Source organism: Bacteroides sp. D2, assembly GCF_025147085.1.
GTDB lineage: Bacteria > Bacteroidota > Bacteroidia > Bacteroidales > Bacteroidaceae > Bacteroides.
In genome coordinates, this window is the sequence record NZ_CP102261.1 from 3,252,374 (window position 1) to 3,277,156 (window position 24,783).

General features: G+C 40.7%; 19 protein-coding genes. 5 read left to right on the forward strand and 14 right to left on the reverse strand.

All coding sequences use genetic code 11. From position 1 onward, the window contains the following. Nucleotides 1–38: 38 nt before the first annotated feature. Nucleotides 39–1,151 carry a peptide chain release factor 1 gene (gene prfA / locus NQ505_RS11210; RefSeq protein ID WP_004304534.1) on the reverse strand — a complete coding sequence of 371 codons (1,113 nt, stop codon included), beginning with the start codon at nt 1,149–1,151 and terminating at the stop codon, nt 39–41. A gap of 3 nt (nt 1,152–1,154) precedes the next feature. After that, entirely contained in the window at nt 1,155–2,321 is a 1,167-nt protein-coding gene (locus NQ505_RS11215) for an AIR synthase-related protein (RefSeq protein WP_004320904.1), read from the reverse strand. Between the two features lie 383 nt (nt 2,322–2,704). On the opposite strand from NQ505_RS11215, the gene NQ505_RS11220 reads away from it, so the two are divergent. Genes NQ505_RS11220 through NQ505_RS11235 form a run of 4 tightly spaced genes read left to right on the forward strand, consistent with a single transcriptional unit; the run spans nt 2,705 to nt 11,645 of the window. Then, complete coding sequence (locus NQ505_RS11220; RefSeq protein ID WP_032853814.1) at nt 2,705–4,390, forward strand: polysaccharide lyase family 1 protein; 1,686 nt, start codon at nt 2,705–2,707, stop codon at nt 4,388–4,390. A 33-nt stretch (nt 4,391–4,423) separates the two neighbouring features. After that, nucleotides 4,424–6,091, forward strand: coding sequence for a hypothetical protein (locus NQ505_RS11225; RefSeq protein WP_009000510.1), 1,668 nt, complete (start codon nt 4,424–4,426; stop codon nt 6,089–6,091). Nucleotides 6,092–6,147: 56 nt separating this feature from the next. Further along, nucleotides 6,148–9,555, forward strand: coding sequence for a SusC/RagA family TonB-linked outer membrane protein (locus tag NQ505_RS11230; RefSeq protein WP_259828343.1), 3,408 nt, complete (start codon nt 6,148–6,150; stop codon nt 9,553–9,555). A gap of 11 nt (nt 9,556–9,566) precedes the next feature. Continuing rightward, a complete protein-coding gene (locus NQ505_RS11235) occupies nt 9,567–11,645 on the forward strand; it encodes a RagB/SusD family nutrient uptake outer membrane protein (RefSeq protein WP_009000512.1) in 2,079 nt (692 codons plus the stop codon). Nucleotides 11,646–11,775: 130 nt separating this feature from the next. Here NQ505_RS11235 and NQ505_RS11240 read toward each other — a convergent pair whose 3' ends face one another. The 10 genes from NQ505_RS11240 to NQ505_RS11285 form a co-directional block, all read right to left on the reverse strand. Next, nucleotides 11,776–12,357, reverse strand: a complete 582-nt coding sequence (locus NQ505_RS11240) for a LemA family protein (protein ID WP_004304537.1) — start codon at nt 12,355–12,357, stop codon at nt 11,776–11,778. Between the two features lie 47 nt (nt 12,358–12,404). Beyond that, nucleotides 12,405–13,322 carry a TPM domain-containing protein gene (locus tag NQ505_RS11245; protein ID WP_009000513.1) on the reverse strand — a complete coding sequence of 306 codons (918 nt, stop codon included), beginning with the start codon at nt 13,320–13,322 and terminating at the stop codon, nt 12,405–12,407. A 72-nt stretch (nt 13,323–13,394) separates the two neighbouring features. Further along, nucleotides 13,395–14,345, reverse strand: coding sequence for an alpha/beta hydrolase (locus NQ505_RS11250; RefSeq protein ID WP_032849422.1), 951 nt, complete (start codon nt 14,343–14,345; stop codon nt 13,395–13,397). An 18-nt stretch (nt 14,346–14,363) separates the two neighbouring features. Then, nucleotides 14,364–15,110: a shikimate dehydrogenase family protein gene (locus NQ505_RS11255; protein WP_004304542.1), complete on the reverse strand. Its 747-nt coding sequence runs from the start codon at nt 15,108–15,110 to the stop codon at nt 14,364–14,366. A 6-nt stretch (nt 15,111–15,116) separates the two neighbouring features. After that, the gene (locus NQ505_RS11260) at nt 15,117–16,145 is read right to left on the reverse strand and encodes a hypothetical protein (protein WP_004301727.1); all 1,029 of its coding nucleotides are present in this window, start codon (nt 16,143–16,145) and stop codon (nt 15,117–15,119) included. A gap of 17 nt (nt 16,146–16,162) precedes the next feature. Continuing rightward, nucleotides 16,163–16,900, reverse strand: a complete 738-nt coding sequence (gene ubiE, locus NQ505_RS11265; RefSeq protein ID WP_004301729.1) for a bifunctional demethylmenaquinone methyltransferase/2-methoxy-6-polyprenyl-1,4-benzoquinol methylase UbiE — start codon at nt 16,898–16,900, stop codon at nt 16,163–16,165. A gap of 162 nt (nt 16,901–17,062) precedes the next feature. Beyond that, the gene (locus tag NQ505_RS11270) at nt 17,063–18,007 is read right to left on the reverse strand and encodes a phosphoribosylaminoimidazolesuccinocarboxamide synthase (RefSeq protein ID WP_004301731.1); all 945 of its coding nucleotides are present in this window, start codon (nt 18,005–18,007) and stop codon (nt 17,063–17,065) included. Nucleotides 18,008–18,078: 71 nt separating this feature from the next. Then, nucleotides 18,079–19,095 carry a PhoH family protein gene (locus tag NQ505_RS11275; RefSeq protein WP_004301740.1) on the reverse strand — a complete coding sequence of 339 codons (1,017 nt, stop codon included), beginning with the start codon at nt 19,093–19,095 and terminating at the stop codon, nt 18,079–18,081. Between the two features lie 101 nt (nt 19,096–19,196). Beyond that, complete coding sequence (locus NQ505_RS11280) at nt 19,197–19,874, reverse strand: DUF5715 family protein (protein ID WP_008775465.1); 678 nt, start codon at nt 19,872–19,874, stop codon at nt 19,197–19,199. Nucleotides 19,875–19,958: 84 nt separating this feature from the next. Then, nucleotides 19,959–20,819: a hypothetical protein gene (locus tag NQ505_RS11285; RefSeq protein ID WP_008775466.1), complete on the reverse strand. Its 861-nt coding sequence runs from the start codon at nt 20,817–20,819 to the stop codon at nt 19,959–19,961. A gap of 194 nt (nt 20,820–21,013) precedes the next feature. Here NQ505_RS11285 and NQ505_RS11290 point away from each other — a divergent pair, with 194 nt between their 5' ends. Further along, nucleotides 21,014–21,451, forward strand: a complete 438-nt coding sequence (locus NQ505_RS11290) for a DUF6078 family protein (protein WP_008775467.1) — start codon at nt 21,014–21,016, stop codon at nt 21,449–21,451. A gap of 384 nt (nt 21,452–21,835) precedes the next feature. On the opposite strand, the gene NQ505_RS11295 is transcribed toward NQ505_RS11290, so the two are convergent. Both NQ505_RS11295 and NQ505_RS11300 read right to left on the reverse strand, forming a co-directional pair. Further along, nucleotides 21,836–22,966: an AAA family ATPase gene (locus NQ505_RS11295; RefSeq protein WP_008775468.1), complete on the reverse strand. Its 1,131-nt coding sequence runs from the start codon at nt 22,964–22,966 to the stop codon at nt 21,836–21,838. 162 nt (nt 22,967–23,128) lie between these two features. Next, nucleotides 23,129–24,781, reverse strand: a complete 1,653-nt coding sequence (locus NQ505_RS11300) for a flotillin family protein (protein ID WP_008775469.1) — start codon at nt 24,779–24,781, stop codon at nt 23,129–23,131. Nucleotides 24,782–24,783 lie beyond the last annotated feature (2 nt).

Below are 24,783 nucleotides of genomic sequence, written 5' to 3' on the forward strand. Positions count from 1 at the left end.
TCTAAGAAATCATTCTCAACTATCAACTCTTCATTTTTCTAAAGTTCGCTTTCTTTCAAGCGTTCCGCGTTTTCTGCTACGATCAGGTGGTCGATACAGTCTTGAATATCCCCATCCATGAATGCAGCAAGATTATAAATCGTGTAATTGATGCGATGATCGGTGATTCGTCCCTGTGGATAGTTGTAGGTGCGGATTTTAGCAGAACGGTCTCCGGTCGATACCATTGTTTTACGTTTAGAGGCAATGTCATCGATGTATTTCTGATGTTCCTTGTCATAGATAAATGTACGGAGACGGGCCAAAGCACGTTCTTTATTTTTCGGTTGGTCACGTGTTTCGGTACATTCAATAAGTATTTCTTCGGCAATGCCTGTATTCGGGTTCTTCCAGATATAACGCAGACGTACTCCGGATTCTACCTTATTTACATTCTGTCCACCGGCACCACCACTTCGGAAAGTATCCCATTTGATTTCTCCTTCGTTGATGACTACATCGAATTCTTCAGCTTCGGGAAGTACCGCCACTGATGCGGCAGAAGTATGAACACGTCCTTGTGTTTCGGTAGCAGGAACACGCTGTACGCGGTGTACTCCCGATTCATATTTTAAAATTCCGTATACATTATCACCTGTAACGCTACAAACAACTTCTTTGAATCCTCCTGCTGTCCCTTCGTTTGCATTGGAGACTTCCATCTTCCAACCTTTGGTTTCACAGAATTTGGCATACATGCGAAAGAGGTCACCGGCAAAGATAGCTGCTTCATCACCTCCTGCACCACCACGGATTTCAAGAATTGCGTTTTTGCTGTCTTGCGGATCGGCAGGGACAAGCATCAGTTTGATTTCTTCTTCCAATACCGGAAGGCGCTCTTGACTATTGTCCATTTCTTCTTTCGCCATCTCGCGCATTTCGGCGTCCGATTCATTAGCAAGGATATTTTTAGCTTCTTCAATATTACCCAGTAATTGGATATATTCTTTCCTTGCTTTCATCAAGTCGTCTAATTCCTTATATTCTTTAGTCAACTTGACGTAACGTTTCTGATCGGCAATCACTGCCGGGTCTGTGATAAGGGTAGATATTTCTTCAAAACGGGCTACGAGTCCGTCTAATTTTTCTAATATGGTACTGTTATCTGCCATTCTTTAATATCTAAATTCTCCGAATTCGCTCTTAATGATTAATTCTGTTTGCTCACATGCTTCAACACGTCCTACAATCTGTGCCGGGATACCGAATGACTCGGAAATAGCAATTACTTCTTCTGCATGTTCCGGTGACAAGTAGACTTCGAGGCGATGTCCCATATTGAATACCTTGTACATTTCTGCCCAGTCCGTACCGCTTTGTTCTTGAATAGTTTTGAATAAAGGAGGAACAGGGAAAAGATTATCTTTTACTACACGAACGTTTTCAACAAAGTGTAAAACTTTGGTTTGTGCACCACCAGAGCAGTGTACCATTCCGTGGATTTCCGGGCGCAGTGCATCGAGTAATTTCTTCACTACTGGTGCGTATGTACGAGTAGGGGAGAGTACTAACTTACCTGCATCAATTGGAGAATCTTCTACACTGTCTGTCAGTTTTAACTTGCCGGAGTAAACTAATTCTTCAGGAACGGCAGCATCGTAGCTTTCCGGATATTTTTCAGCAAGATATTTTCCGAATACATCATGACGGGCACTTGTCAAACCATTACTGCCCATACCGCCATTATATTCTTTTTCGTAAGTAGCTTGTCCGTAAGAAGCCAGACCAACGATCACGTCGCCCGGACGAATATTGGCATTGTCGATAACGTCTGAACGCTTCATGCGACAAGTTACGGTAGAGTCAACGATGATCGTACGAACCAAGTCGCCGACATCAGCAGTTTCACCGCCGGTTGCGTATACACCTACACCCATTTCACGGAGTTCGGCCAGCAATTCATCTGTTCCATTGATGATGGCGGAGATTACTTCTCCGGGAATCAACAGTTTATTACGTCCAATGGTAGAAGAGACAAGAATATTGTCTACGGCACCTACACAAAGCAGGTCGTCGATATTCATAATCAATGCATCCTGTGCAATACCTTTCCAAACGGACAAATCACCCGTTTCTTTCCAGTACATATAAGCAAGAGATGATTTGGTTCCGGCACCGTCGGCGTGCATAATGTTGCAATATTCCGGGTCACCTCCCAATATATCGGGGATAATTTTGCAAAATGCTTTCGGGAAAATTCCTTTGTCGATGTTCTTGATGGCGTTGTGCACATCTTCTTTTGATGCGCTTACTCCACGCATCATGTATCGTTGATTACTCATGAGTTATAGAATTATATTGTATACGGCTGCAAAAGTACTGCTTTTTTTTTGTACAGCCAACTATCTTTATAGAAATGCCATTACTCAAAATAGTTTTCGTATTCTTTTCGTTAGGAAATTATCATTATGTAGTATTGAAAATACCAGATAATCTTGGATTATGTAGTTAAGTAATTTTATATCTTATTGTATAATTACGGACAATCTATGCGAAAATAGAAGGTGGCAATGAATATTCTTTTAGGAAAAATAGTATTTAAAAGGCGAAATTAAGTATGAAAAAGTGAGTACAATATAATTTATATCGTGTCATATTAACGATTATAATCATATAGCTCTCTCATAAAGCTATGGTAATTTGTATAAACTTTAAATTAAAATGGATGAAAAATTATGCATTTATTGAGAAATGGAAAACACGTATGCGTACAGAGCGTGTTTTTGAGTTTTTAAAACCAAGACATGTGAGTGTTTCTAATACAATGGAACGTTGTTTAGTTAAAAGTCTTTTTCTAATTGGCTGCACTTTGAGTTTGGGAGCATGTACTGATATTAAAGGATTTACTAACATGGAACTGGGGCCTTATGCAAAAGATCCGGAAGTATTAAAAGCTTTTCCAACTGCTGAAGGTTTCGGTAAAAATGCTACAGGAGGACGTGGAGGCAAAGTTGTTATTGTTACTAATACCGATGATGATGGGGAAGGGTCTTTCCGGTGGGCATTGAAGCAATGCTCTGAAAATGAAGCTACGACTGTTGTTTTTGCTATTTCCGGTAAAATAGAACTGAAATCAGATATACGTTGTAAAGCTAAGAATTTTACAATAGCTGGACAGACGGCTCCGGGAGGTGGCATTTGTGTAATTAAAAATGAAGTAAACTTTGGAGGTTCCGAGAATTTTATAATTCGCCATATGCGCTTTCGTGTAGGGGATAAAGATGCGAATGGAAAAGATCATAATGCAGCATGTCTTCGTGTGGAGAATGCGAATAATTTTATAATTGACCATTGTTCGTTTAGTTGGGCTAGTGAAGAGAATACTGATTTTATTGATACTCATTTCTCTACAGTACAATGGTGTATTTCTAGTGAAGGACTTTATTATTCAGTTAATAAGAAAGGTTCCCGTGCTTATGGAGGTGCATGGGGAGGAACTTCATCTACTTACCATCATAATCTATTTGCTCACTGTAATAGCCGTACTCCGTTGATGAATGGTGCACGTGGAAAAGATCCCGGACAAGATATTAATGTATATATGGAATACATCAATAATGTGAATTATAACTGGGGAAGTCAGATGGCAACTTACGGTGGAATGGATGAATCACAAGATCCGGAACATCATGGATGGGCATGTAATTTCGTGAATAATTATTATAAACCTGGACCTGCTACAACGAGCCGGGTGAAAGATCTGAAATTTTTCCGTCAGTCGAGTGCGCGTGATTCGGAAAAAGCACCTTTACGTGCTGTCTCTAAATGGTATTTTAGTGGCAATGTGATGGAAGGTAATTCAGAACTGACTTCTGATAATTGGAAAGGGGTATATACAGATGGAAGCTATCCTTATAGTTTCGATGAAATGAAAGCTCCTTCTTTTATTGTAGCCTCTGGAAGAGATAACTACGAACAATATTGGTTTGATTGGGAAACATATACGTTATCTGAAAAATATGAATCTGCAGAACAGGCTTTCCAGTCGGTAATTGGACAAAATGGAGCCGGTGCTTTTCCACGTGACAAGGTCGATGAACGTATTATGAAGGAAGTGAAGAACGGCAGTTGTACTTACACGGGAGCAGGAAATGAAACTAGCGGTTCTATTCCTGGGATAATTAATAGTCCTGATGAAGCCGAAGGTTTTGGAGGTTTGACCTATAAAACCTCAGGAGCCATTACTGATGCGGATAAAGACGGCATGGATGATGCTTGGGAAAAGAAAGTAGGATTGGACCCGAATAATCCTGAAGACCGTAATAGAACTACGGATGTTGGGTATACTGCTTTGGAAGTATATCTCAATAGTCTGGTGGATGAAAGCATCTCGTACAACTTTAAGAAGTAAATCAATCGAATGTTAATATTAAAATAAAATGCTATGAATTTAATGAAACTGATGGCGGTAGGACTCCTTTTGAGTTGTTTTTCAGCATTACTGACAGGCTGTTCGGATAATGATGATTCGAGTTCAAAAGTATTGTTGCGTCCGGTTGCTACTATGGAGGTTGTACAAAACAAGGCCTATTTAAGTTGGAAAACGGTAGAAGGAGCAACTGAGTATGTAATTGACGTTTATAAAGTGACCGATAAAGGGGAGGAGCTTTATAAAACAGAAATAGTACCTGCCAGTCAATCTTCCTGTGTGATAGATTTAGATTGGGAGGAAAACTACAAATTTAAGGTAAAATGTACTGGTGATGGAAGACTGTCCGGTTATTGGGAGACAGAAGTAACAGGTATTCTTTATCGCCCGTTGTCTATTGAATTGAAAGAATCCCGTGCTATAGATACAAAAGCTCTTGTCGCATGGATACCTAATGATACGGTTGTTATCACAGCTTTGACCGCTGTTCCGATGGGAACGGAAGAAGTATCTACACAAACAATGAAAGTGTATCCTGTTTCTGCAGAAGAGTATCTGTCTGGTTCTAAGGTGATTGATGGACTTTCTCCTGAAACAGCTTATCGGGTTAGCCTTTATTCAGGTGAAGAACAGACCTCTGATACATATCAGGCGCGCGTAGAGGTGAAAACAGAAGCTACCGAAAATCTGGATGCGGATTATGGTACGGCGAACCGGGTAGATTTACGTAATGAAGCGTTTGATCCGGACTATTTCAATAAACTGGATTGGAACTCTTTGGAGGAAGGAACGACTTTTCTGCTTCCTGCAGGAAAAACATTTGTGGTGAATAGCGGTGAAGTGGTAGCAGAGTTTGCACATTCTGTCAACTTTGTGACGCCACAAACTTTGGAGGATTATTGTACCTTTAGCTTTGAGAACGCTTTCCGTGTAGTAGAAGGTGGGGCAATAGATAAAGTAACTTTCAAACGTATTAATCTTAAAGCATCGAAATCATTAGATGAAGCTACCAATAACAGTTTAAGTGGTAAACAGGTGATTTGTCCGGAAACTACTAATTTCTTGATTAATAAGATTGATTTTTCTAATTGTTATATTGAAAATTTCCGTGCTATCGTTCGTTCAAAGAGCACTGGTGGAAATGTTGAAGCTATTTCATTTCAAGAATGTACGATAAATGCGATTGGTAATCAAGGTATAGTATCGACGGATGGTAAAAAAGGTAATTATATAAACAATGTTTCTTTTGACAATTGTACCATAACCAATATTTGTGGCATTGCTGATCTTCGAAATAGTGACAGCGGTAAGAATATTTCGATTACAAACACCACTTTCTGTTATGCTCCAATGGAAAACTCTTTTTTATTCCGGGTGGATGCGAGTATTGCTGTCAATATTGAGAATTGCGTTTTTGGTGGCTCTATGAAAATTAATGGCAATCTTCCAATGTTTAACGAACTGGGTTCGGGCGGACAGGATGATTATACCGGAACTTATCGTTTCAGCCCAGTGAATAGTTTCCAGTCAAACGACCATTCTTCCAGTAAGGGAAGTCTTGGGTTGGCTGACTCCAAAATGTCGACGATCAGTTTGTTTACCGATCCTGGAAATAACAATTTCAAGCTGAACGAATTATTCTCTGGTTGTTCTAGTGTAGGGGCTTTAAAATGGAGACAATAGTTCGCAATCGACACACATCAAATAACAAAAATAATATGGATAAACACGTTATATTTATGAAGTTAATAAGTTCCTTATTCGTTAAAAAGATAGGTGTATTGTTATGCTTTATTGCATTTGCACTGTCTGTTAACGCACAGACCCGAAAAGTAACGGGGCAGATATTGGACGAAAGTGGGCAGGCAATCATTGGTGCTACCATAAGATTGCAAGATTCTTCGGCAGGTACTGTTACTGATATAGATGGTCATTTCTCGTTAAATGTACCGGAAGGTAAGAAAGTGGTTATTTCTTATATTGGTTTTGTAACTCAAGTTATTACCCCCAAAGCTAATACTTTGCATATTGTTCTTCAGGAAGATAGTCAAAAACTTGATGAGGTAGTTGTGGTTGGCTATGGTAGCATGAAACAGAAAAATATTACAGGTTCTGTATCAACAATTTCGGCTTCAGAGTTGGAAGACCTTCCGGTGTCTAATCTTTCAGAAGCATTACAGGGAATGGTTAATGGCCTGACAGTAGAACTAGGCTCCAGCCGTCCGGGTACAAATGCCAATGAAGTCTATATTCGTCAGAATCGAACTTTTACAGGCATTTCTAAAGATGGAGGAAATTCTACACCATTGATAATTATTGATGATGTGATTCAGTTGGGTACTAACGGTCAGCCAAGTATGGAACAATTTAATATGCTGGATCCTTCAGAAGTGGAGAGCATTACGGTGTTGCGTGATGCGAGTGCAGCTATTTACGGTTCTCGTGCTGCTAATGGAGCTATTCTGGTGAAGACTAAAAGAGGAAAAAAAGGTGTTCCCCTGATTTCTTATTCCGGTAAATTCGCCGTAAATGATGCGGTTAGTCATTCCAAGGTTTTGAAAGGTTCCGATTATGGACGTTTCTATAATTCTTTGGCAATAGGCTCTAACAAAGCTAGTGGTTATGATGATTTTGATGTGCTTTATAGTGATATGGAGTTGGCCGAAATGGATAACTTGAATTATGACTGGTTGGATAAAGCTGGGTGGAAATCCGCTTTCCAGCAGACACATACGTTGAATGTGAGTGGCGGTAGTGAACGTGCTACTTACTATGCAGGAGCTACTTATTTTGACCAGGGAGCGAATCTGGGAAATCAAAGTTATAAGCGCTATACTTATCGTGCTGGTGTGGATGTACGTTTGACAAATGATATTAAGTTGTCTGCTACCGTTGCCGGTAACGAAGGTAAGTCTGATCAGATATATACTAAAGGAGCACGTTTCAAACTGTATGGTATGGGAGGAAGTACTGAAAAGTCTGACTATAGCGCATTACACCACATGCCTAATCATATGCCTTGGAGTGTAACATTACCCAATGAAAACGGAGAAGATCAGGAATATTGGTTGGGACCGATAGAGAACACTTATAATAACCCCAACTTCAATCGTGACTACGTGACTTCCTGGAACTATTTTGCTTTAAACAATAGCGGTTCCTTTAGTAAAGAAAGGACTAATAGCTGGAACGCTGATATCTCATTGACTTATGAGGTGCCTTTTGTGAAAGGTTTGTCTCTTCGTGCCACTTATTCATCTTCACATTCGAGCGAAGCCACTGAACAGGCTAGTTTTCCTTATGAGTTGGCTTATGTAAACACCAGAATGGCTTCTGATCAACATCTGGTCTATACTATTCCTAACAGTTCTTTTACAAAAGCTATTTTTGATAAAAACAGTACCTTGTCATTTAAAGATAAGCAAGCGGAAAGACGGCAGATGAACTTCTATGTGAACTATGACCGTACATTTGGCAAACATTCTATTTCTGCTATGGCTTCTGTTGAACGTTACGAATCATTCTATGATTCCCGTGATATTGAGTATGCTGATTTAGCACATGATATATCTGATACTTATCTGGGAGTTGGTGGACCTTCTATCGTGGGGCAGGATGGCAAATCGGCTTTGACTTCAGATAATACAGTGACATCAAAAGGTGAATCAGGTTCACTTTCTTATTTGGGACGTGTAGCATATTCGTATGCGGACCGTTATATGTTGCAGTTTATTTTCCGTTCGGATGCTTCGACAAAGTTTGCTCCTGAAAATTATTGGGGCTTTTTTCCTGGTATTTCTGCCGGATGGATCATGTCTGAAGAGTCATGGTTCAAACGTTCATTGCCTTGGTTTGAATTTATGAAAGTTCGTGCGTCTTGGGGGCGTACAGGACGTGATAATATTAAAATGTGGAAGTGGAAAGAACAATATAAAATGGATTTGAAAGGTATGCAGTTTGGTGCTGAAAGTGGAAAACCTGGTACTAGTCTGATACCGCAGGCATCTCCGAACCGTAATGTAAAATGGGATGTTTCAGATAAGTTTAATCTGGGTTTTGATACTCGTTTCTTTGATGGTCGGTTAAGCGCAGTTTTTGATTTCTACTATGACATAAATGATAACATTCTGAATCAGTATATGGCTAGTCAGCCAGGTATTCCTGTTTATGCAGGTGGTTCGTATGCGGAAGAAAATTTTGGCCGGGTTGATACTTACGGCGGTGAATTGTCTTTAACTTGGCGTGACAAGATCGGACAAGTAAACTATAATATCGGTATGGATTTCGGTCTAAGTGGCAGTAGAGTCAGAGAATGGGTTCCGAGCTTACGTTATAACAAATATCCGTGCAACTCAAGTTGGGAGGAAGGAATGTCTACTTATCTTCCTGTGTGGGGATTTAAAGTGTGGAAGAATACTTCCGGTGGCGATGGTATTTTGCGTACGCAGGAAGACATCAATAATTATTGGAATTATTTGGAGTCGTGGACTCCTGAAGGTGGACAAACTAAGTATTTGGATAAAACGAGTAAAGATGATTTACGTCCGGGTATGGTTGCTTATCAAGATTTGGGTGGTGAAATGGTTAATGGTGTGCAGCAGGGACCTAATGGACAGATCGTTCTTGAACAGGATTATGGAAAATTGTGTGAAAAGAATAAAACCTACAATGTGTCAACTCGATTGGGCGCTAGCTGGAAAGGTCTTGCTATTAGTGCCAGCATCTCGACTTCATGGGGAGGCGTACGTTTTATAGACCGTGCTTCTATGGGAGGAAGTAAGAGTACAATGATTTGGGCACCGGATTCATTCTGGGGAGATATGTTTGATGAAGTTTACAATCCGGATGGTAAATATCCCAATTTAGGAGTAGAATCATTAATCTCCAGTTCAGCCCTTGCCAATTCAGATTTATGGATGATTAGTACGTTCCGTTGTTATATACGTAATCTGTCTGTCAGCTATACACTTCCTAAGAAATGGATTGCACCGTTGAAGATGTCGGCTGTCCGTCTGAATCTGACCGGTAATAATTTGTGGGATTTGTATAATCCTTATCCGAATCATTATCGCAATATGTATGATAGTTCTTCTACAGAATATCCTACTTTGAGAACCTGGTCGTTAGGTGTTAATGTTACATTTTAATAGTTGTATCAATGATGAAAAAGAGAAATTTTTTATATGCAGGAACTTTAGCTTTGGGTATGTTCATGTCTGGCTGTAGCGATTCATTTTTGGATATGAATAATTATGGAGCTTATGATGATTTTGATTCAGAAACTAAAATAACCTGGTATTTGGCAGGTTTATATCAGAATTGTTTTGAGAATTACACTTCTCCTACCTCTCAATATCTGGGATTACACGCCTCATACGCCCAGGATTTTAATGAATTTACTGATGAAATGTGGGGAATTACTTCTACCAGCCGGATTGACCCGAGTACTCGGTATTCAACGATTGATGATATCAAAACACAAACAGATGCTTCTAGTGGTAAAAGCTATGACCCATTGTTTGCCAGTTATTTCGGTAAGGCGTTAGGATCAAGCGTTACAAATAATGCTTATACACGTATTCGTAACTGCAATATTTTGCTTCGTGATATAGATGCCTCTTCTGTTTCGCAGGAGACAAAGGACAAAGCTAAAGGCCAAGCACTTTTTTTGCGTGCTATGCAATTGTTCGATTTGGTGCGTATGTATGGTTGTGTGCCTATTGTGACAACGGTATTGAATGCAGAGGCTACGGATGCAGGGCTGCCGAGAGCTTCTGTGACACAGTGTGTAGAACAGATTGTGAAAGATTTGACTGAAGCGGCAACTTTGCTGCCGGATGAATGGGGAACAAACGATTATGGTCGGCTGACGCGTGGAGGTGCACTGGCATACAAAAGTCGTGTGTTGTTATTTTATGCCAGCCCTATATTTAATAAAGGATGGAATGATGCGGGTAATGATCGCTGGCAGAAAGCCTTGAATGCTACTTTGAATGCAATGTCAGGTATTACTGCTAGCGGACTGAATGGTGTGACAGATGCGGCAAGTTGGAGTAAGATTCTTGCGGATGATGATAATGAACATTCAAATAGAGAGACGTTGGTTGTCAGATTGTTGGCAAAAGAAAGTAATTCTTCGCTGGGATATAAAAATAATCGTTGGGAGAAAGCAATCCGTTTGAGTTCTCAAGGAGGTAGTGGTGGAAAAGGTGTGCCTATTGAGTTGATAGATGTATTTCCAATGGCTGACGGAACTTTGCCCGATGTTGCTCATAGAGTGGAAGATGGAAGCTTGCGTTTCATGGAAAATCGTGATCCGCGTTTCTATCAGACATTTGCTTTCAATGGCTTGAAATGGGGACATAAGAGTTTGACGAATGATACAGTTTGGGCTTATCGTTGGAGAACTACGACATCGACTACTAGCGGGTTTGCCTATAGTGAAGGTGTAAATATTTCCAGTCCGGTATTTGTTCGCAAGATGAGTGGGCTTACTACGGCTTCGGATAATAACTATGAAGCTTCAGGCGTGCATATTTATGATTATCGCTATGCAGAATTGCAATTAAATTTGGCAGAATGCTATGCGGCTACTAACCAGATTGATTTATGTAAACAGGCTATTGGAAAGTTACGTGCACGTGTCGGTATCCCAGCGGATAATAATTATGGGTTGGATACTTATGTAACAGACCGTGCGTCAGCTCTTGCCGCATGTTTGCGGGAACGTCAGGTTGAGCTGGCTTATGAGGGAAAAAGGTATTGGGATATTTGGCGCTGGATGCTTTATGATGGCGGACAGGGCGGAACAATGGAGTTAAGTTCTACAAATACTTGTTCCTTCTTAGGGGTGACTCCATTGACTGAGAAATACCGAACTGCTAAATATGTAGACGTTAAGGATGGCTATACACCGGCCAGCAAAGACGTGTTGGCTGATCTTCGTAAGAATATCTTTGCTGATCCGGAATCTGCTGATTTCCAAAATCAACTCAAGAAAGTAGCCGATTTTTGGGAAGCCAATTTCCAATATGGTGAGCCTAACACACAACCGGATAAGAATAATAACAATGAATGGATTAAGATCGGTTGGAACACTAATTACTATGTTTTGGGACTTTCCAAAGATATTCTGGATAATAACTCTTGGCTTGGACAAACCAAAGGATGGACTGACCAGAATGGAGCAAGTGGAACAATTGACTGGCAAGATAATGAAATCCTGACTGTGGAATAAGTAGCGTTTAGACGTTCTATAGTTTCTCTCGTGTAGAGGGACTGACCTAAAAATATTGCCTGAAAAGTTTTATGTATTTTCTTTAATACTCAAACTTTTCAGGCAACGTTTTTTTATGTTGAGAAGTTTTTTAGAATTCTACTTTTGGAGCCTTCTCACTTCCTTCTTCTGCTTCAAAATATGCTTTCTTATCAAAGCCGAACATTCCTGCAAAGATATTCTTTGGGAAACGGCGGATATTGGTGTTATAAGCCTGTGCAGCATCATTGAAATTTTTGCGTGCTACATTGATACGGTTTTCAGTTCCTTCCAGTTGAGCTTGTAATTCCAGGAAGTTTTGATTAGCTTTTAAGTCCGGATAATTCTCGGTAATAGCTAATAACTTGCCCAGTGCTGATGTTACAGCACCTTGTGCCTTTTGGTATTGCGCCAGCTTTTCCGGTGTCAGATCGGCAGCGTCCACTTTTATTTGAGTTGCCTGGCTACGTGCGGCAACAACTCCCTCTAATGTTTCCTTTTCATGTGTCGCATATCCTTTCACGGTATTTACCAAATTAGGTATCAAGTCGGCACGGCGTTGGTATTGAGTCTCTACATTTGCCCATTGACCACTTACATTCTCGTCCATAGTAACCAGACCGTTATATACACTTACTGCCCATATGACAAGGATAGCCACAACGGCTAAGATGATAATAATTGACTTCTTCATGTTTCTTGTTTTTATTGAATTTGATAATCTGTTTTTTCTTATTTTCTTTAGAAACGTGAGCCGGCACCACCACCGCCTCCCATTCCTCCGCCAAAGCTGCCTCCACCGAAACCGCCTCCGCCTCCTAAACTACCTCCACCAAAGCCGCCGATAAATGGACCGCCTCCGCCACCTCCCCGGTGATGGTAGTCGCTATCATAACTTTGTTGACGACGTATGATGGTATGTCCGCAGTTTCTACATGTGTAGGTGACATCTTCAGTTTTCACTCCGTTAATCCGGGATACGACTGCACTTCCGGTTCTTTGCAATTGGTGTTTACCGCATTTCGGACAACGGCTTTGCCTGCGTGCAGAAAAGAAAGCAAGACCTCCACCGATGACAATAAAGCAAAGGATGGCAAGAACAAAATCAAAGGAACCACCGTCGTTCGAATCGGAGAGGGCATCGTTTTCCATGGAACCGTCAAGACGCTGGCAAGTTGCTTTAAGACCAGCTACCATTCCTGCATTCCAATTTCCATCTTTCAGGTAAGGAATCATATATTTGGTTTGAATCCTTTTGCAGATCGCATCGGGGAGCACTCCTTCCAGGCCATAACCGGTATAAAACTGGATACAACGTTGATCTGTGACCAACAAAATGACCAATCCATTATCTTTGCCTTTTTTCCCAACACCCCATTGGTTGAGTAGCTGGTGGCAGAAGTTGAAACAATCTTCTTCTCCGATTGAAGGAACTACGGCAACCACCGTTTCAATTCCTGTTTGTTGTTCCAAGGCATAAAGCATGGAGTCTATACTGTCACAAGCAGCCTGTGAAAGTATGCCGGCCGGGTTGCAAACATATTGCATTTTGTTTTGCAGGTGAACTTTCGGGAGGTTGTCCACCGTGTATACTTTCTCTTGAGCTTGTAGTGGGAACAGAAGAAAAGTAGCTAGTATAAAAGTCAATATTGATTTCATAACGATTATTTTACGTTTGCAAATATAGAAACTTTTTCTGTTATGAATCTAAAACTCCTTGTTATAATAGGTTTAATGAATGTATCGCCCGACGAATGCACGGACTCGGTCGGTGTACTCCTGTTTATTCTCTTTGTATGAAACAGCATGAGCCGCTCCCGGCACAATCCATAGTTCTTTGGGTTCCGGTTTGGCTTCGTAGAGCGAATATGCCATCCAGGTGGGTACATACGTATCTTTATCCCCATGAATAAACAGCATCGGAAGCTGTGATTTGGCTACTTGTTTCAGTGAGGAAGCCTCTTTGAAATTCCATCCATATTTCTTTTCGCAGAGCCAGCTTGTGGTATACATTAGTGGAAAAGGAGGAAGGTGGAAACTGGCTTTAAGCTCATGTGAGAATTCGTCCCATACGCTGGTGTAGCCGCAATCCTCAACAAAACATTTAACAAATGGCTTCTGTTCCTCACCGGACACCATCATGGTTGTCGCACCTCCCATTGAAATGCCGTGTACAACCATTTGTGTACTATCTCCGAAAATTTCATTGGCAATGTTCATCCATTGCAATACGTCCCAACGGTCTTTCCATCCCATCTGGATGGCCGGGCCTTCACTTTCTCCCTGATGTTGCAGGTCGGGAAGTAATATGTTATATCCTAAATCTCGATTATACAGATAACCAATCATAAACATACGGATAGCATTATCTGTATGTCCATGCACAATGACGGCTGTCTTACTGGTGGGTTGCGGAGCAGCAACATAATACGCATGAAGTTGTATTCCGTGCGGATTGATGATGAAAGTATCTTTCAATGCATCCACTTGTTTCAGGCTGTCCACCCATGGACGTAGGAAAGGGTAGTTTCTATACATGAAGGGATAAGAGTCAGCATCTTTAGACAAAATCTTGGCATTCGGAGTCAATGAAAAGTTTAACATATAAAAACTTCCTCCGATGGTGCAGCCGGTCAATGCCAGCATGATAATAATGATGCTATATACAACTTTTCTCCTCATAAAAACTCTCTCTAATCCTTATTTATGCCATATCTCCCATGCGGCAAATGCCTGGAGCAGCAGCATTTCCAGACCGTTTTTAACAACAGCCCCTTGTGCTTCTCCTTTTTTCATGAACAGTGTAACATTCGGATTATATAACAAATCGTAGAGCAAATGGTTTGGAGTCAGTAGCTCATAAGGAATATTAGGGCAGAAATCTACCTTAGGAAACATACCTACGGGAGTACAGTTGACGATGATTGTATATTCTGCCATAATTTCGGGAGTCAGCTCCTCATAAGTCAGCATATCATCGGCTTTGTGGGTGCGTGATACGAATATACTTTCAATACCCAGGTTTTTCAGCCCGTGGTAGACGGCTTTGGAAGCTCCGCCAGTACCCAGAATCAATGCTTTTTGGTGATGAGGCTGCAATAAAGGTTGAATGGATTGAGTAAATCCGATGATGTCGGAGTTGTAGCCAACCAGTTTGACTTTTCCTTTCTGCTGGCGGATGATTTTAATGACATTCACTGCACCTATCTTTGCGGTATCACGGTCGAGTTCATCCAAAAAAGGAATCACTTGTTCTTTGTAGGGGATAGTCACATTAAGTCCGCATAAATTGGGATTCTCTTCGATAACTTCCATGAAGTTATTAATGCTGGGAATTTCAAAATTCACATACTCTGCATTGATACCTTCGGATTTGAATTTCTCATTAAAGTATCCGATAGAAAAAGAATGTCGCAGAGGGTAGCCGATTAAACCATATTTTTCCATAATCATTTATTGCTTAGTTGGGTTATTGGGTTTACTTTTTAGAAGACGTACTATTTCTTTTACTTTACCGTCAGGGTATTTGTCTTTATAGTATTCCGTCAAATCTTCGTATATCCAGAAATTATAAGGGCGGCCGATAAAGATATTGAAAGTGTTAGATGACTTCTCGCCGTCAATGCCTAATTTCAATTTTATATGGTTGTATATTTGGTCGTCAGGAGGAATAAGTCTGCAAGTTTTGGCTATTTCAGTCGTTATTCCATACATACCGTGAGCTTCTGCTTCTTCGATTGCGAATTCTTTTTCTGTTATAGGAAAGCCATCAGAGTTGAGTAATGTATATGTACCGGAGTTCTTTTCCTGAATAGATATACTGTATGATTCTCCATTGGTATAGGGAGATTTACTCTCTAAATCGGCTTTTATTTTTTCTTTAATTTCATCCGTTTCTACATCTATGCCATATTCTATGGCAACGATATCGAATTTCTGTTCAGATTGAGAGGGGGTTCTGGTAATTACTAAACCTTGTTTCTGGTCAATTTCTTGTCCGTTCAGGCAGAATTTCCGGTCGAATACGGGTTCTTTCTTTGATTTCCAGGTCAGTTTACTGGAAAAAGTGATGACAGATGGTTCTTTTCCATCATTCCAGTCTATTTCTACTTTCTCATTATCGAATGTATGATCGCCATTGAATTCTCCGAAAGTCAGATAATATTTTCCGTCTTTGCTTACTCCTGTTTGCAGACCTGTGAAATAGGCCATATAAGCTCTGGTGCGTTCGTTTAGCGGAGCATCTTTTTCGTAAGTCTCCCCTTTGTAGATCGCTTTTATTCCTTGATTGGCAATAGAGCCTTTGGTGAGTGGATTCAGTAAGTCATTGCCTTGAGCATCCTGTACTGAAATGTAAAGAACTATGGGAGAGAAATCCCATATTAGATCATCTTCTCCGTTGTTTGCCGGATCACAAGAGGTGAAATTGATACAACAAAAAATGCAGAGTAGAAATAGTCCAATTGATTTTGTTGTTTTCATAAGGTTAATTTATTAGGTTATTTTGTCGCGGTATAAAGAGTGCAAATGCCAAAGGTCAGCCGTTTGAAGTTGACTTCGCTAAATCCGGCTCGTGCGATGACTCCTTTCATGACTTCCCCTTGAGGAAATACTTTGATCGTGTCCGGCAGATAGTGGTAGGCACTGTTGTCTTTGGAGAGAAGCTTGCCCAATAATGGAATGACGACTTTAGAGTAGATGGAAAACAGTTGTTTCATCGGGAAGCGGTCCGGAGTGGTAAGTTCCAGAATTACAAGATGACCGCCCGGTTTCAGTACGCGGCACATCTCGGAGAGCCCTTTGTCGAGGTCTTCGAAGTTGCGGATACCGAAAGCTACAGTAATAGCGTCAAAATCATTGTCGGCAAAAGAGAGTGAAGTGCAGTCCTCCCGGGCAAAAGATATTTTATCCGACAGTCCTTCCTTTTTTACTTTTTCACGTCCCACATTCATCATACCTTCCGAGATGTCCGTGCCGATTAGTTCGGCAGGTTGCAGTTTGCGGCAGGCGAGGATGGCAAAATCCCCTGTACCGGTCGCTACATCCATCATTCGCTGCGGTTGAAAAGGGTGTAACCAGGCAATAGCTTTTTTGCGCCAGCTGCGGTCGATACCTAAAGATAAGGTATGGTTCAGCTTGTCGTAGGCATGTGCGATGTTGTCGAACATACGTTCCACTTGCTCGGTCTTTTTTCCTTCTTCGTCGTAAGGCTTGATATGTTGTTGCGGGTAATCCATTTTTTAGTTGATAGTTGATAAATGATAGTTGATAGTTGAAGAAGATAGTTGATAAATGATAGTTGGAAGATGACAGAGTTAATAGTTATATGCGATAAGCTGCATATTAACTATCATTTATCATCTATCAACTATCATTTATTATCTGTCATTTATCGCTTATCAGCTGTTCAAAAAAGTTTCGACGTTTTTGAATATACGTTCAGCGATATTGCTAGTATCTTCTTTCACGAATTTCTCACCGGTGATGTTTTCGAACAATTCGATGTAGCGGTCACTGATGCTTTGTACGATAGCCGGAGTCATTTCCGGTACTTTCTGACCGTCTTTGCCCTGGAAACCGTTTTCCATCAACCATTCGCGAACGAATTCTTTAGAAAGTTGTTTCTGCGGTTCGCCTTTTTCGAAACGTTCCTGATAACCTTCAGAGTAGAAATAGCGGCTTGAATCCGGAGTGTGGATTTCGTCCATCAGATAGATAGTGCCGTTGTGCTTACCGAATTCGTATTTTGTATCTACGAGGATCAGTCCGCGCTCTGCTGCGATTTCAGTACCGCGTTTGAAGAGAGCTAATGTATATTTTTCGAGAATTTCATACTCTTCCGGAGTAGCCAGTCCTTGTTTTAGGATTTCTTCCTTAGAGATGTCTTCGTCGTGCAATCCCATTTCAGCTTTCGTAGTCGGAGTTACGATGGGTTCCGGGAATTTCTGGTTTTCGCGCATTCCGTCCGGCAACTTTACGCCACAAATTTCACGTACACCGCTTTTGTAAGTACGCCATGCGCTACCACACAGGTAACCGCGTACAATCATTTCTACCGGAAAACCTTCACACAATACACCTACCGTTACCATTGGGTCCGGAGTAGCCATTTTCCAGTTCGGACAGATGTCAGTAGTGGCATCGAGGAATTTAGCTGCAATCTGGTTCAGCATTTGTCCTTTGTAAGGAATGCCTTCAGGAAGTACTACGTCAAAGGCCGAAATACGGTCAGTTGCTACCATGACGAGTTTTTCGCCGTTGATGTTGTACACATCGCGCACTTTTCCGTGGTACACGCTTTTCTGTCCCGGAAAGTTGAAATCTGTTTTTGTTAATGCTTTCATTGTCTTTATTATAATTACAAATTACAAGTTACAAATAACAAGTCGCAATAGGATTTCGAATCTAAAGACGATTAGTCTTTGGCCAGTTTCACCGGACGTTCGCCGTTGATAACCAGTTGTTCGTTTTTCCGTTTCTCCCGTTCGGCTTTCGCTTCTTTGTCGAATTTTTCGTAAGCATCCACGATACGTTCCACCAGTTTATGGCGTACGATATCTTTTTTATTCAGTTCAACAAAACTGATACCTTTCACTCCCTTTAAGATACGGAGAGCTTGTACCAATCCCGATGTTTGTGAAGCGGGGAGGTCAATCTGTGTCATGTCTCCCGTCACAATCATCTTGGTGTTCATGCCCATACGGGTGAGGAACATTTTGATTTGCTGTGTGGTGGTATTCTGGGCTTCGTCCAAAATGACGACCGCATCATTCAGCGTGCGTCCGCGCATAAAGGCTAACGGGGCAATCTGGATAATGTTCAATTCCATGTATTCCTTTAACTTGGCAGCAGGTATCATATCTTGCAGGGCATCGTATAAAGGTTGCAGGTATGGGTCGATCTTATCTTTCATGTCGCCGGGCAGGAAACCGAGCTTTTCTCCGGCTTCTACGGCGGGACGGCTAAGGATGATTTTTTTGATTTCTTTATTCTTCAATGCACGTACGGCGAGAGCGATAGCGGTATATGTCTTTCCTGAACCTGCCGGACCGATGGCGAATACCATATCATTCTTGGCGAATCCTTCTACCAGTTTCAACTGGTTTTCGCTTCGGGGGATGATAGGTTTTCCTGTGACACTGAACACAATCACGTTTCCTGTCTGTTCCGCTTGCGGAGCATTTCCTTTTATAATGTCAATGATAACTTCTTCTTTCAGTGAATTATATTCGGCGCAGTACTTTTCAAGTTTGGTGATATTTTCTTCGAAGGCACACATTTCTTCCTCGTCGCCCAGCACTTTGATGACATTGCCTCGGGCAACTATGCGTAGCTTTGGATATAAAGCTTTAATTAACTGTATGTTGGCGTTGTTTACGCCGTAAAAAATAACCGGATCAATGTCCTCAAGAACAATCAGCTTCTCTATCATTAAGTTGTATTAAAGAAAAATTTCTGCAAATTTAATGAAACGTTTTGGATTCTCTGATTGTTTGGAGGTGAATTTTACTGCAATTTACATTCATCTTCCGTTCATCGGGCAGTAATATGGAAACAACCTTGCTTCAGTTCGTATTTGATATAGCATTTTTCAGCTTGTCGTAGATCTCTTAAAACTTCGGATAGAACAAGTTTCAGTGTGTCGGCACTCACGTCCTGCATAGGGCGACCGTCTTTATCTTCCACTTTCTTAAAACGTTTCCAACTAACATCAAAAGTAGCCCCGAAACAATGTGCCGAGTTGGCGGAGGCATTTCCATTGCGACGGCGGAGACGTTTCACATCGTTTTCAGTACGTAGTACGGAGGTGATGATTATCTGATTGGGATTCAGCCCTTTGGCAGCCAATGAATCGAGAAAATTGGAGCCAATTGTATCGAGCAATGCGCTGGCACGTGGAACGAGGTAGGGAATGGAATGTGTCAATGAATCCACTGCATAAAATTCATTATCAGTGATATGAGTCAACTTTTCTTTCATAGCTTCCGCTTCTTCTCGGTCTGCCAGCGGGCTAATACCTATCTTTTTAGCGACTTCCAGATGTGCATCGTTCAAATCTGGGAAAGAACGTTTGTAACTGACAACACCACGAATGTTGTGCGGCTTGTTCAATTTCAGTGACATGTCTTTCTTTTTGCAGCTTGAAGTAAGCGTTGTAAGCCCAATAACAAGTAAAAATAGCGGTAATATGCGAAGCTTGTAAGTAGTCATTTTGTATTTTTTGCCCGCAAATATACGCTATTTTTTCATACGTTCTATGCTTTGCATTATTTTCCGCCTCATATCTTTTATGGGTCACTCTAAAATATTTTCCGGTATTTCCGGATGGGTATCAAGAGTGCCTATAATGGTATAGTCCGTGTTGTCTATTGTTGTCTTCAGCGTTGGTATTATCAAATAATCACTTCTAGTAAGAGCCTTGTTAATCAGTTGCTCCCAATCTACCTTTAAATATCTTTGTATAAGATTGACAACAGCATTTACACTTGTAACTCCATCAAATAGTTCAAATCTTAATTTGTGAGAGGTGGGAGGGGTTGATGCATCTGTGAAATTTCCTTGTTCGTCAGATGCATAATTTAATGTTAAATAAGGTATGGGGTATGTAGGAGACGAGTTGCCGGAACCATTTTCTAATTTGACTGAAAAATCGTATGTTCCTTTGGCTATCGGAGTAGGGGATAGTTCGTGTTGAGAATAATTATAATGGAAGAAATAACAGTCTTTTGCTTCATTGTTGATCAGATAGACCGCAGTACCATTGGAAAGTGCCGGATGATTGCTTTCTTTTATTGAATACGCCAGATAGGCGTCTGTAATTTTAATTTTTAAGTCGACAGTTTCGTTGGTGATATTGTCCTTTACGCTTACCTTTGTTTCTCCTTTCTTTTTGGGATAGACTAATAAACTTCCCATTCCTGTGGAACTGGATAAATCTACACTTATACTCAAAATCTCTGTTCTTTCTACGGTTACAGTGTAGTCTCTGTTTCCGCCTCTAATCATAATATTGGTTGCTCCTAGCAAGGGTCGTTCATAATATTCTTTTTCGAAAGATAAGGGATATATTTCTTTTTCATCGTCATTACCGCAACTAAAAAGAAAAATGGTACAAAGAAATGACAGTAGCGCTCCAAGTAAATGTTTTGTCTTCATGATTATTCTGTTTTATAGTTTAGCAGGAGAGATATAGTTGTATAAGTTCCTGTGTTGATGTTGGAGACAAATATATGGATTTAATCAATATAATTAATTAAATGTTATATTTATTTCCTGCCATCAAGCAATTTTCATACATTTGTGACTGCTTATCAAAAGAATAGGTTGTTTTCCCACTAAACATAACACACATGAAAACAGATTTCGATTACAATTCTATGCCCGTCAGCTTCGCTCATTGCTTGAATGGACATTGTTTGCGTGCGGACAAATGTCTGCGTCGACAAGTAACTCTCCGGATGCCGAAAGAACGGGCTGCTGTAACGGTTATCAATCCCGAACATATCACTTCCGATGGCGGAGACTGCACTTACTTTATTGATGAAAAGCCTTTGCTTTTTGCACGGGGAATGAAACATATATTGGACCGTGTGCCGCTTGCTGATGCCAACATTATCAAACGACAGATGATTTCCTATTTCGGTAAGACTGTTTATTACCGTTGCTGCAACAAAGAACGATTGATTAAACCCAAAGAACAGGAATATATACAAGGACTTTTCCGTAAGAGGGGTGTTGCCGGATCACCTCAATTTGACGAATACATAGAATATTATGATCTTGGTTAAGGATGTTCGCTAGTTCCGGTAGTCCCATATATTGTGGGAAAGTATTCTCATAAAATTCGGGAATACTTTCCCGCAAAATAGGGGAATCTTTTCCCTCCAATCAGGGAATTTTTTCCCATAATATATGGGACAAAGCGGGCCTATGATGAAAGTAAGAAGAAGGTGTGTGCTTCCATTTATTTAATGGCAATTCCGGTATGAGAAATGCATGATGATAAGTATGAGAAATACCGGTTATTTACGACTTTTCAGGCAAAATAATATGAGAAATACTTTTCAATAAGGTATTTCTCATATTATATATTGTTGATTAGTAGATTATTAATTAAATCTTATGAGAATATGAGAAATGAAATTGCCAAATCATTTCTAGTGTGGCTAAGGTTAGATCACTGTGTCTTTCAGCCATTTTCCGAAAAAACGGTCATAGACAATATAGCCTTCTGATGTATTATATATCAGCTCTTTATTTAGTAAGGACTTCAGTGCCACATTAACGCTGCTGGGCGTTTTTAGATGATGCCTTTTGATGAAGTCATTGGCATTTATACTTTTTATACAGCCTTCTGTGGCAATAGCTTTCAATAGATCCACTTGATTGTTGGTTAGTAGTGTCAGGTTACTTTGGTATATGGTTTCCTGTTCATCTAAAATGTCATTTATACAGCTATCTACCAGTCGGTTATCAATAGGGTTGATTTTTTTCTCATGCAATCGGTTGAGTATGCTTTGAATATACCAAGTGTGTCCGTTTTCAAGTTGGTATAAGTAGGAGAATGTTTCTAACGGTAGCTCTCTTTTTTCTTTGGCAAAGAATGAGTGTGCGAACGAATAATAATTCTCCAACGGAATCTCCTTTAACACAATAATTTGGGTACTTTGATAAAAAGGTCGTTTTGCTGAACTGAACATTTCTTCCATTACATGTTTTTTACTTCCGGAAAATATAAAGTGTACATTTGGCATGAATTGGATATGGGAACGGAGCAATGCTTCTATACCTTTTTCCGGGTATTCTGTAATCTGTTGGAACTCATCAATGGCAAGGTAACAATGTTTTTTTGAGGCTGCTATATAGTCGAGCACTTCTTTTAGTGTCTGTTCGGCATGGGCGGGAACAAAGTCCAGAGTTACGGTAGGCATGCCGCTTCTTTCGTCAGCACTGATTATGGGACGGCAAGATTTGAAGAAAGCGGTCATTTGACGGAGTACATTTTGGGACAGGGTATCCAATTCTCCGAGAACATTTTGAGCAAGCAATTGTATGAATGCCTTTAAGTCGCGTGTGGGATAGATATCCATGTAGAAATAGGCGGTATTCGGATTCTTTTCCTGTTTCATCCGGTAGAATACATTTTTGATGAGTCCCGTCTTTCCCATACGGCGAGGGGATATTAATGTCAGATTCCGCCCGTTTTGTAAAGCTGAAATCATTTTATCAGTTTCTTTTTCCCGGTCACAAAAGTATTCCGGACTGTTATAACCGTACACAAGGAATGGATTATATGGTTTCATATCTTATTTATATCTTTTATGTTACATGTTTTATGTAATACAAAGAACGTAATAATTGGGGAATATTCAAAGACTTTTTTTATTTATGTGTATATAAATAGTGCGCTGATGAAAGAACAATCATTTTCTTTTATCAGCGCACTATTATTTGTCGGAGCAGGATTATTTCTTATCCTTCTTCTCTTCAGCTTTCGTTGCAGGCTTTTCCTCCGTTTTACTGTCCGGATTAATAATACCTTTCACCGTTTCACCGATAGGCAACTTATCCAGTACGCCAAGACTTGGAGCTACCGTTTTCACCAGTGTATTCAGGAAATTGCTTGTGCCGCCGTTTCCTCCGTCGAATACAGTGATATTTCCTAAGTTCATGTGCTCGAATGCCTTTACCTGTTCGCCGGCGATTTCCTTCCATTGGTCTACCATTTTGTATTGGATAGCGATAGCCGGGTTCGATTCAGCTGCTCTTACCATTGCTTCGAAACCTTCCGCTTCAGCAAGTAATGAACGTTTCTTACCTTCCGCTTCTGCTTCCAGTTTCATCTGGATAGCTTTTGCTTCTGCTTCCGCTTGTGCCAAAGTAGCTTTCGCACGTGCTTCTGCCTCACGAGTAATCTTTTCGGCAATGGCATTAGCCTGTAGAATAGCTTCCTGTCTGGCAATCTCCGCAGGAACAATCTTTTCAGCTTTCAATGAAGATTCCACTTTACGTGCTTTAGCTTCTTCTACCTCCTTTTGGGCAATTTCGCGTGCAGTCTGTACGGCAGCTTCCGACTTAGCAGCAGCTTCACCGGCTTGCTTGTCGGCATTAGCTTGCGTCACGGCCAGTTCTGAATTTGACAGGGCCACCTCTTTCTGTGCGTCATTTCGTCCGATAGCAGCTTTCTTGGCAGCTTCCGCCTGCTTGATTTCCATATCCGAGTTAAGTTCGGCAACACGGCTTTCCTTTTCGGTATTCGCCTGTTCGATACGGATATTCTTTTCAGCTTCAGCTTTTGCTACTTGTGATTCTTTTTCCGCATTAGCGATGGCTACTTGAGAAATTCTGTCCTTATCTGCATTGGCAACCGAGATTTCCTGTTGTTTCTTCGTTTCTGCGATGGCGATATCTTGATCTTTACGCGTTTCTGCAACTTTGGTTTCGCGTTCCTTAATCTGATTGGCAATTTTGATAGCACCCAGCTTTTCCTGTTCTTCGATGTTAGCTTGTGCTTCGTTCAGAGCTTTACTTTCAGCTTCTTTACCTAAGTTGACAATGTAGTTGGCAGCATCACGAATGTCACTGATATTGATGTTCATCAGATACAAACCGAACTTGCGAAGTTCTGTATCGATGTTGTCTTTTACTTTAGCCAGAAACTTATCGCGGTCTGAATTTAATTCTTCGATAGTCATATCGGCGATCACCATACGCATCTGACCATATACGACATCGGTAATTAAATTCTGTTTGTCGTCCATCGTCAAACCCAGCATACGTTCAGCTGCATTTTGCATTACTTCGGGATCAGTGCTGATAGCTACAGTAATGGTAGTCGGCACATCCACACGGATATTCTGAGCAGACAGTGCACCCGTCAATTTGCATTCAATCTGCATTGGTTTCATGGAAAGGAATTCGTATCCCTGGATAATCGGCCATACGAAAGCTGCACCACCGTGATATAGCTTCGCCGACTTCTTATCTCCTCCTGTTTTACCATATACAACGAGGACTTCATCACTCTTACATTTGCGGTAACGAGAAAGAATACCAATAAAAGTGAGTAGGATGACTGCCACTAATATAGCAGCCATAATCAACATTTCTTGTGTCATAA

Excerpts from the sequence above, each read along its gene's own strand:
- prfA (WP_004304534.1), bottom strand. The coding sequence starts at position 1,151 with ATGGCAGATAACAGTACCATATTAGAAAAATTAGACGGACTCGTAGCC.
- NQ505_RS11215 (WP_004320904.1), bottom strand. The coding sequence starts at position 2,321 with ATGAGTAATCAACGATACATGATGCGTGGAGTAAGCGCATCAAAAGAA.
- NQ505_RS11220 (WP_032853814.1), top strand. The coding sequence starts at position 2,705 with ATGAAAAATTATGCATTTATTGAGAAATGGAAAACACGTATGCGTACA.
- NQ505_RS11225 (WP_009000510.1), top strand. The coding sequence starts at position 4,424 with ATGAATTTAATGAAACTGATGGCGGTAGGACTCCTTTTGAGTTGTTTT.
- NQ505_RS11230 (WP_259828343.1), top strand. The coding sequence starts at position 6,148 with ATGAAGTTAATAAGTTCCTTATTCGTTAAAAAGATAGGTGTATTGTTA.
- NQ505_RS11235 (WP_009000512.1), top strand. The coding sequence starts at position 9,567 with ATGATGAAAAAGAGAAATTTTTTATATGCAGGAACTTTAGCTTTGGGT.
- NQ505_RS11240 (WP_004304537.1), bottom strand. The coding sequence starts at position 12,357 with ATGAAGAAGTCAATTATTATCATCTTAGCCGTTGTGGCTATCCTTGTC.
- NQ505_RS11245 (WP_009000513.1), bottom strand. The coding sequence starts at position 13,322 with ATGAAATCAATATTGACTTTTATACTAGCTACTTTTCTTCTGTTCCCA.
- NQ505_RS11250 (WP_032849422.1), bottom strand. The coding sequence starts at position 14,345 with ATGAGGAGAAAAGTTGTATATAGCATCATTATTATCATGCTGGCATTG.
- NQ505_RS11255 (WP_004304542.1), bottom strand. The coding sequence starts at position 15,110 with ATGGAAAAATATGGTTTAATCGGCTACCCTCTGCGACATTCTTTTTCT.
- NQ505_RS11260 (WP_004301727.1), bottom strand. The coding sequence starts at position 16,145 with ATGAAAACAACAAAATCAATTGGACTATTTCTACTCTGCATTTTTTGT.
- ubiE (WP_004301729.1), bottom strand. The coding sequence starts at position 16,900 with ATGGATTACCCGCAACAACATATCAAGCCTTACGACGAAGAAGGAAAA.
- NQ505_RS11270 (WP_004301731.1), bottom strand. The coding sequence starts at position 18,007 with ATGAAAGCATTAACAAAAACAGATTTCAACTTTCCGGGACAGAAAAGC.
- NQ505_RS11275 (WP_004301740.1), bottom strand. The coding sequence starts at position 19,095 with ATGATAGAGAAGCTGATTGTTCTTGAGGACATTGATCCGGTTATTTTT.
- NQ505_RS11280 (WP_008775465.1), bottom strand. The coding sequence starts at position 19,874 with ATGACTACTTACAAGCTTCGCATATTACCGCTATTTTTACTTGTTATT.
- NQ505_RS11285 (WP_008775466.1), bottom strand. The coding sequence starts at position 20,819 with ATGAAGACAAAACATTTACTTGGAGCGCTACTGTCATTTCTTTGTACC.
- NQ505_RS11290 (WP_008775467.1), top strand. The coding sequence starts at position 21,014 with ATGAAAACAGATTTCGATTACAATTCTATGCCCGTCAGCTTCGCTCAT.
- NQ505_RS11295 (WP_008775468.1), bottom strand. The coding sequence starts at position 22,966 with ATGAAACCATATAATCCATTCCTTGTGTACGGTTATAACAGTCCGGAA.
- NQ505_RS11300 (WP_008775469.1), bottom strand. The coding sequence starts at position 24,781 with ATGACACAAGAAATGTTGATTATGGCTGCTATATTAGTGGCAGTCATC.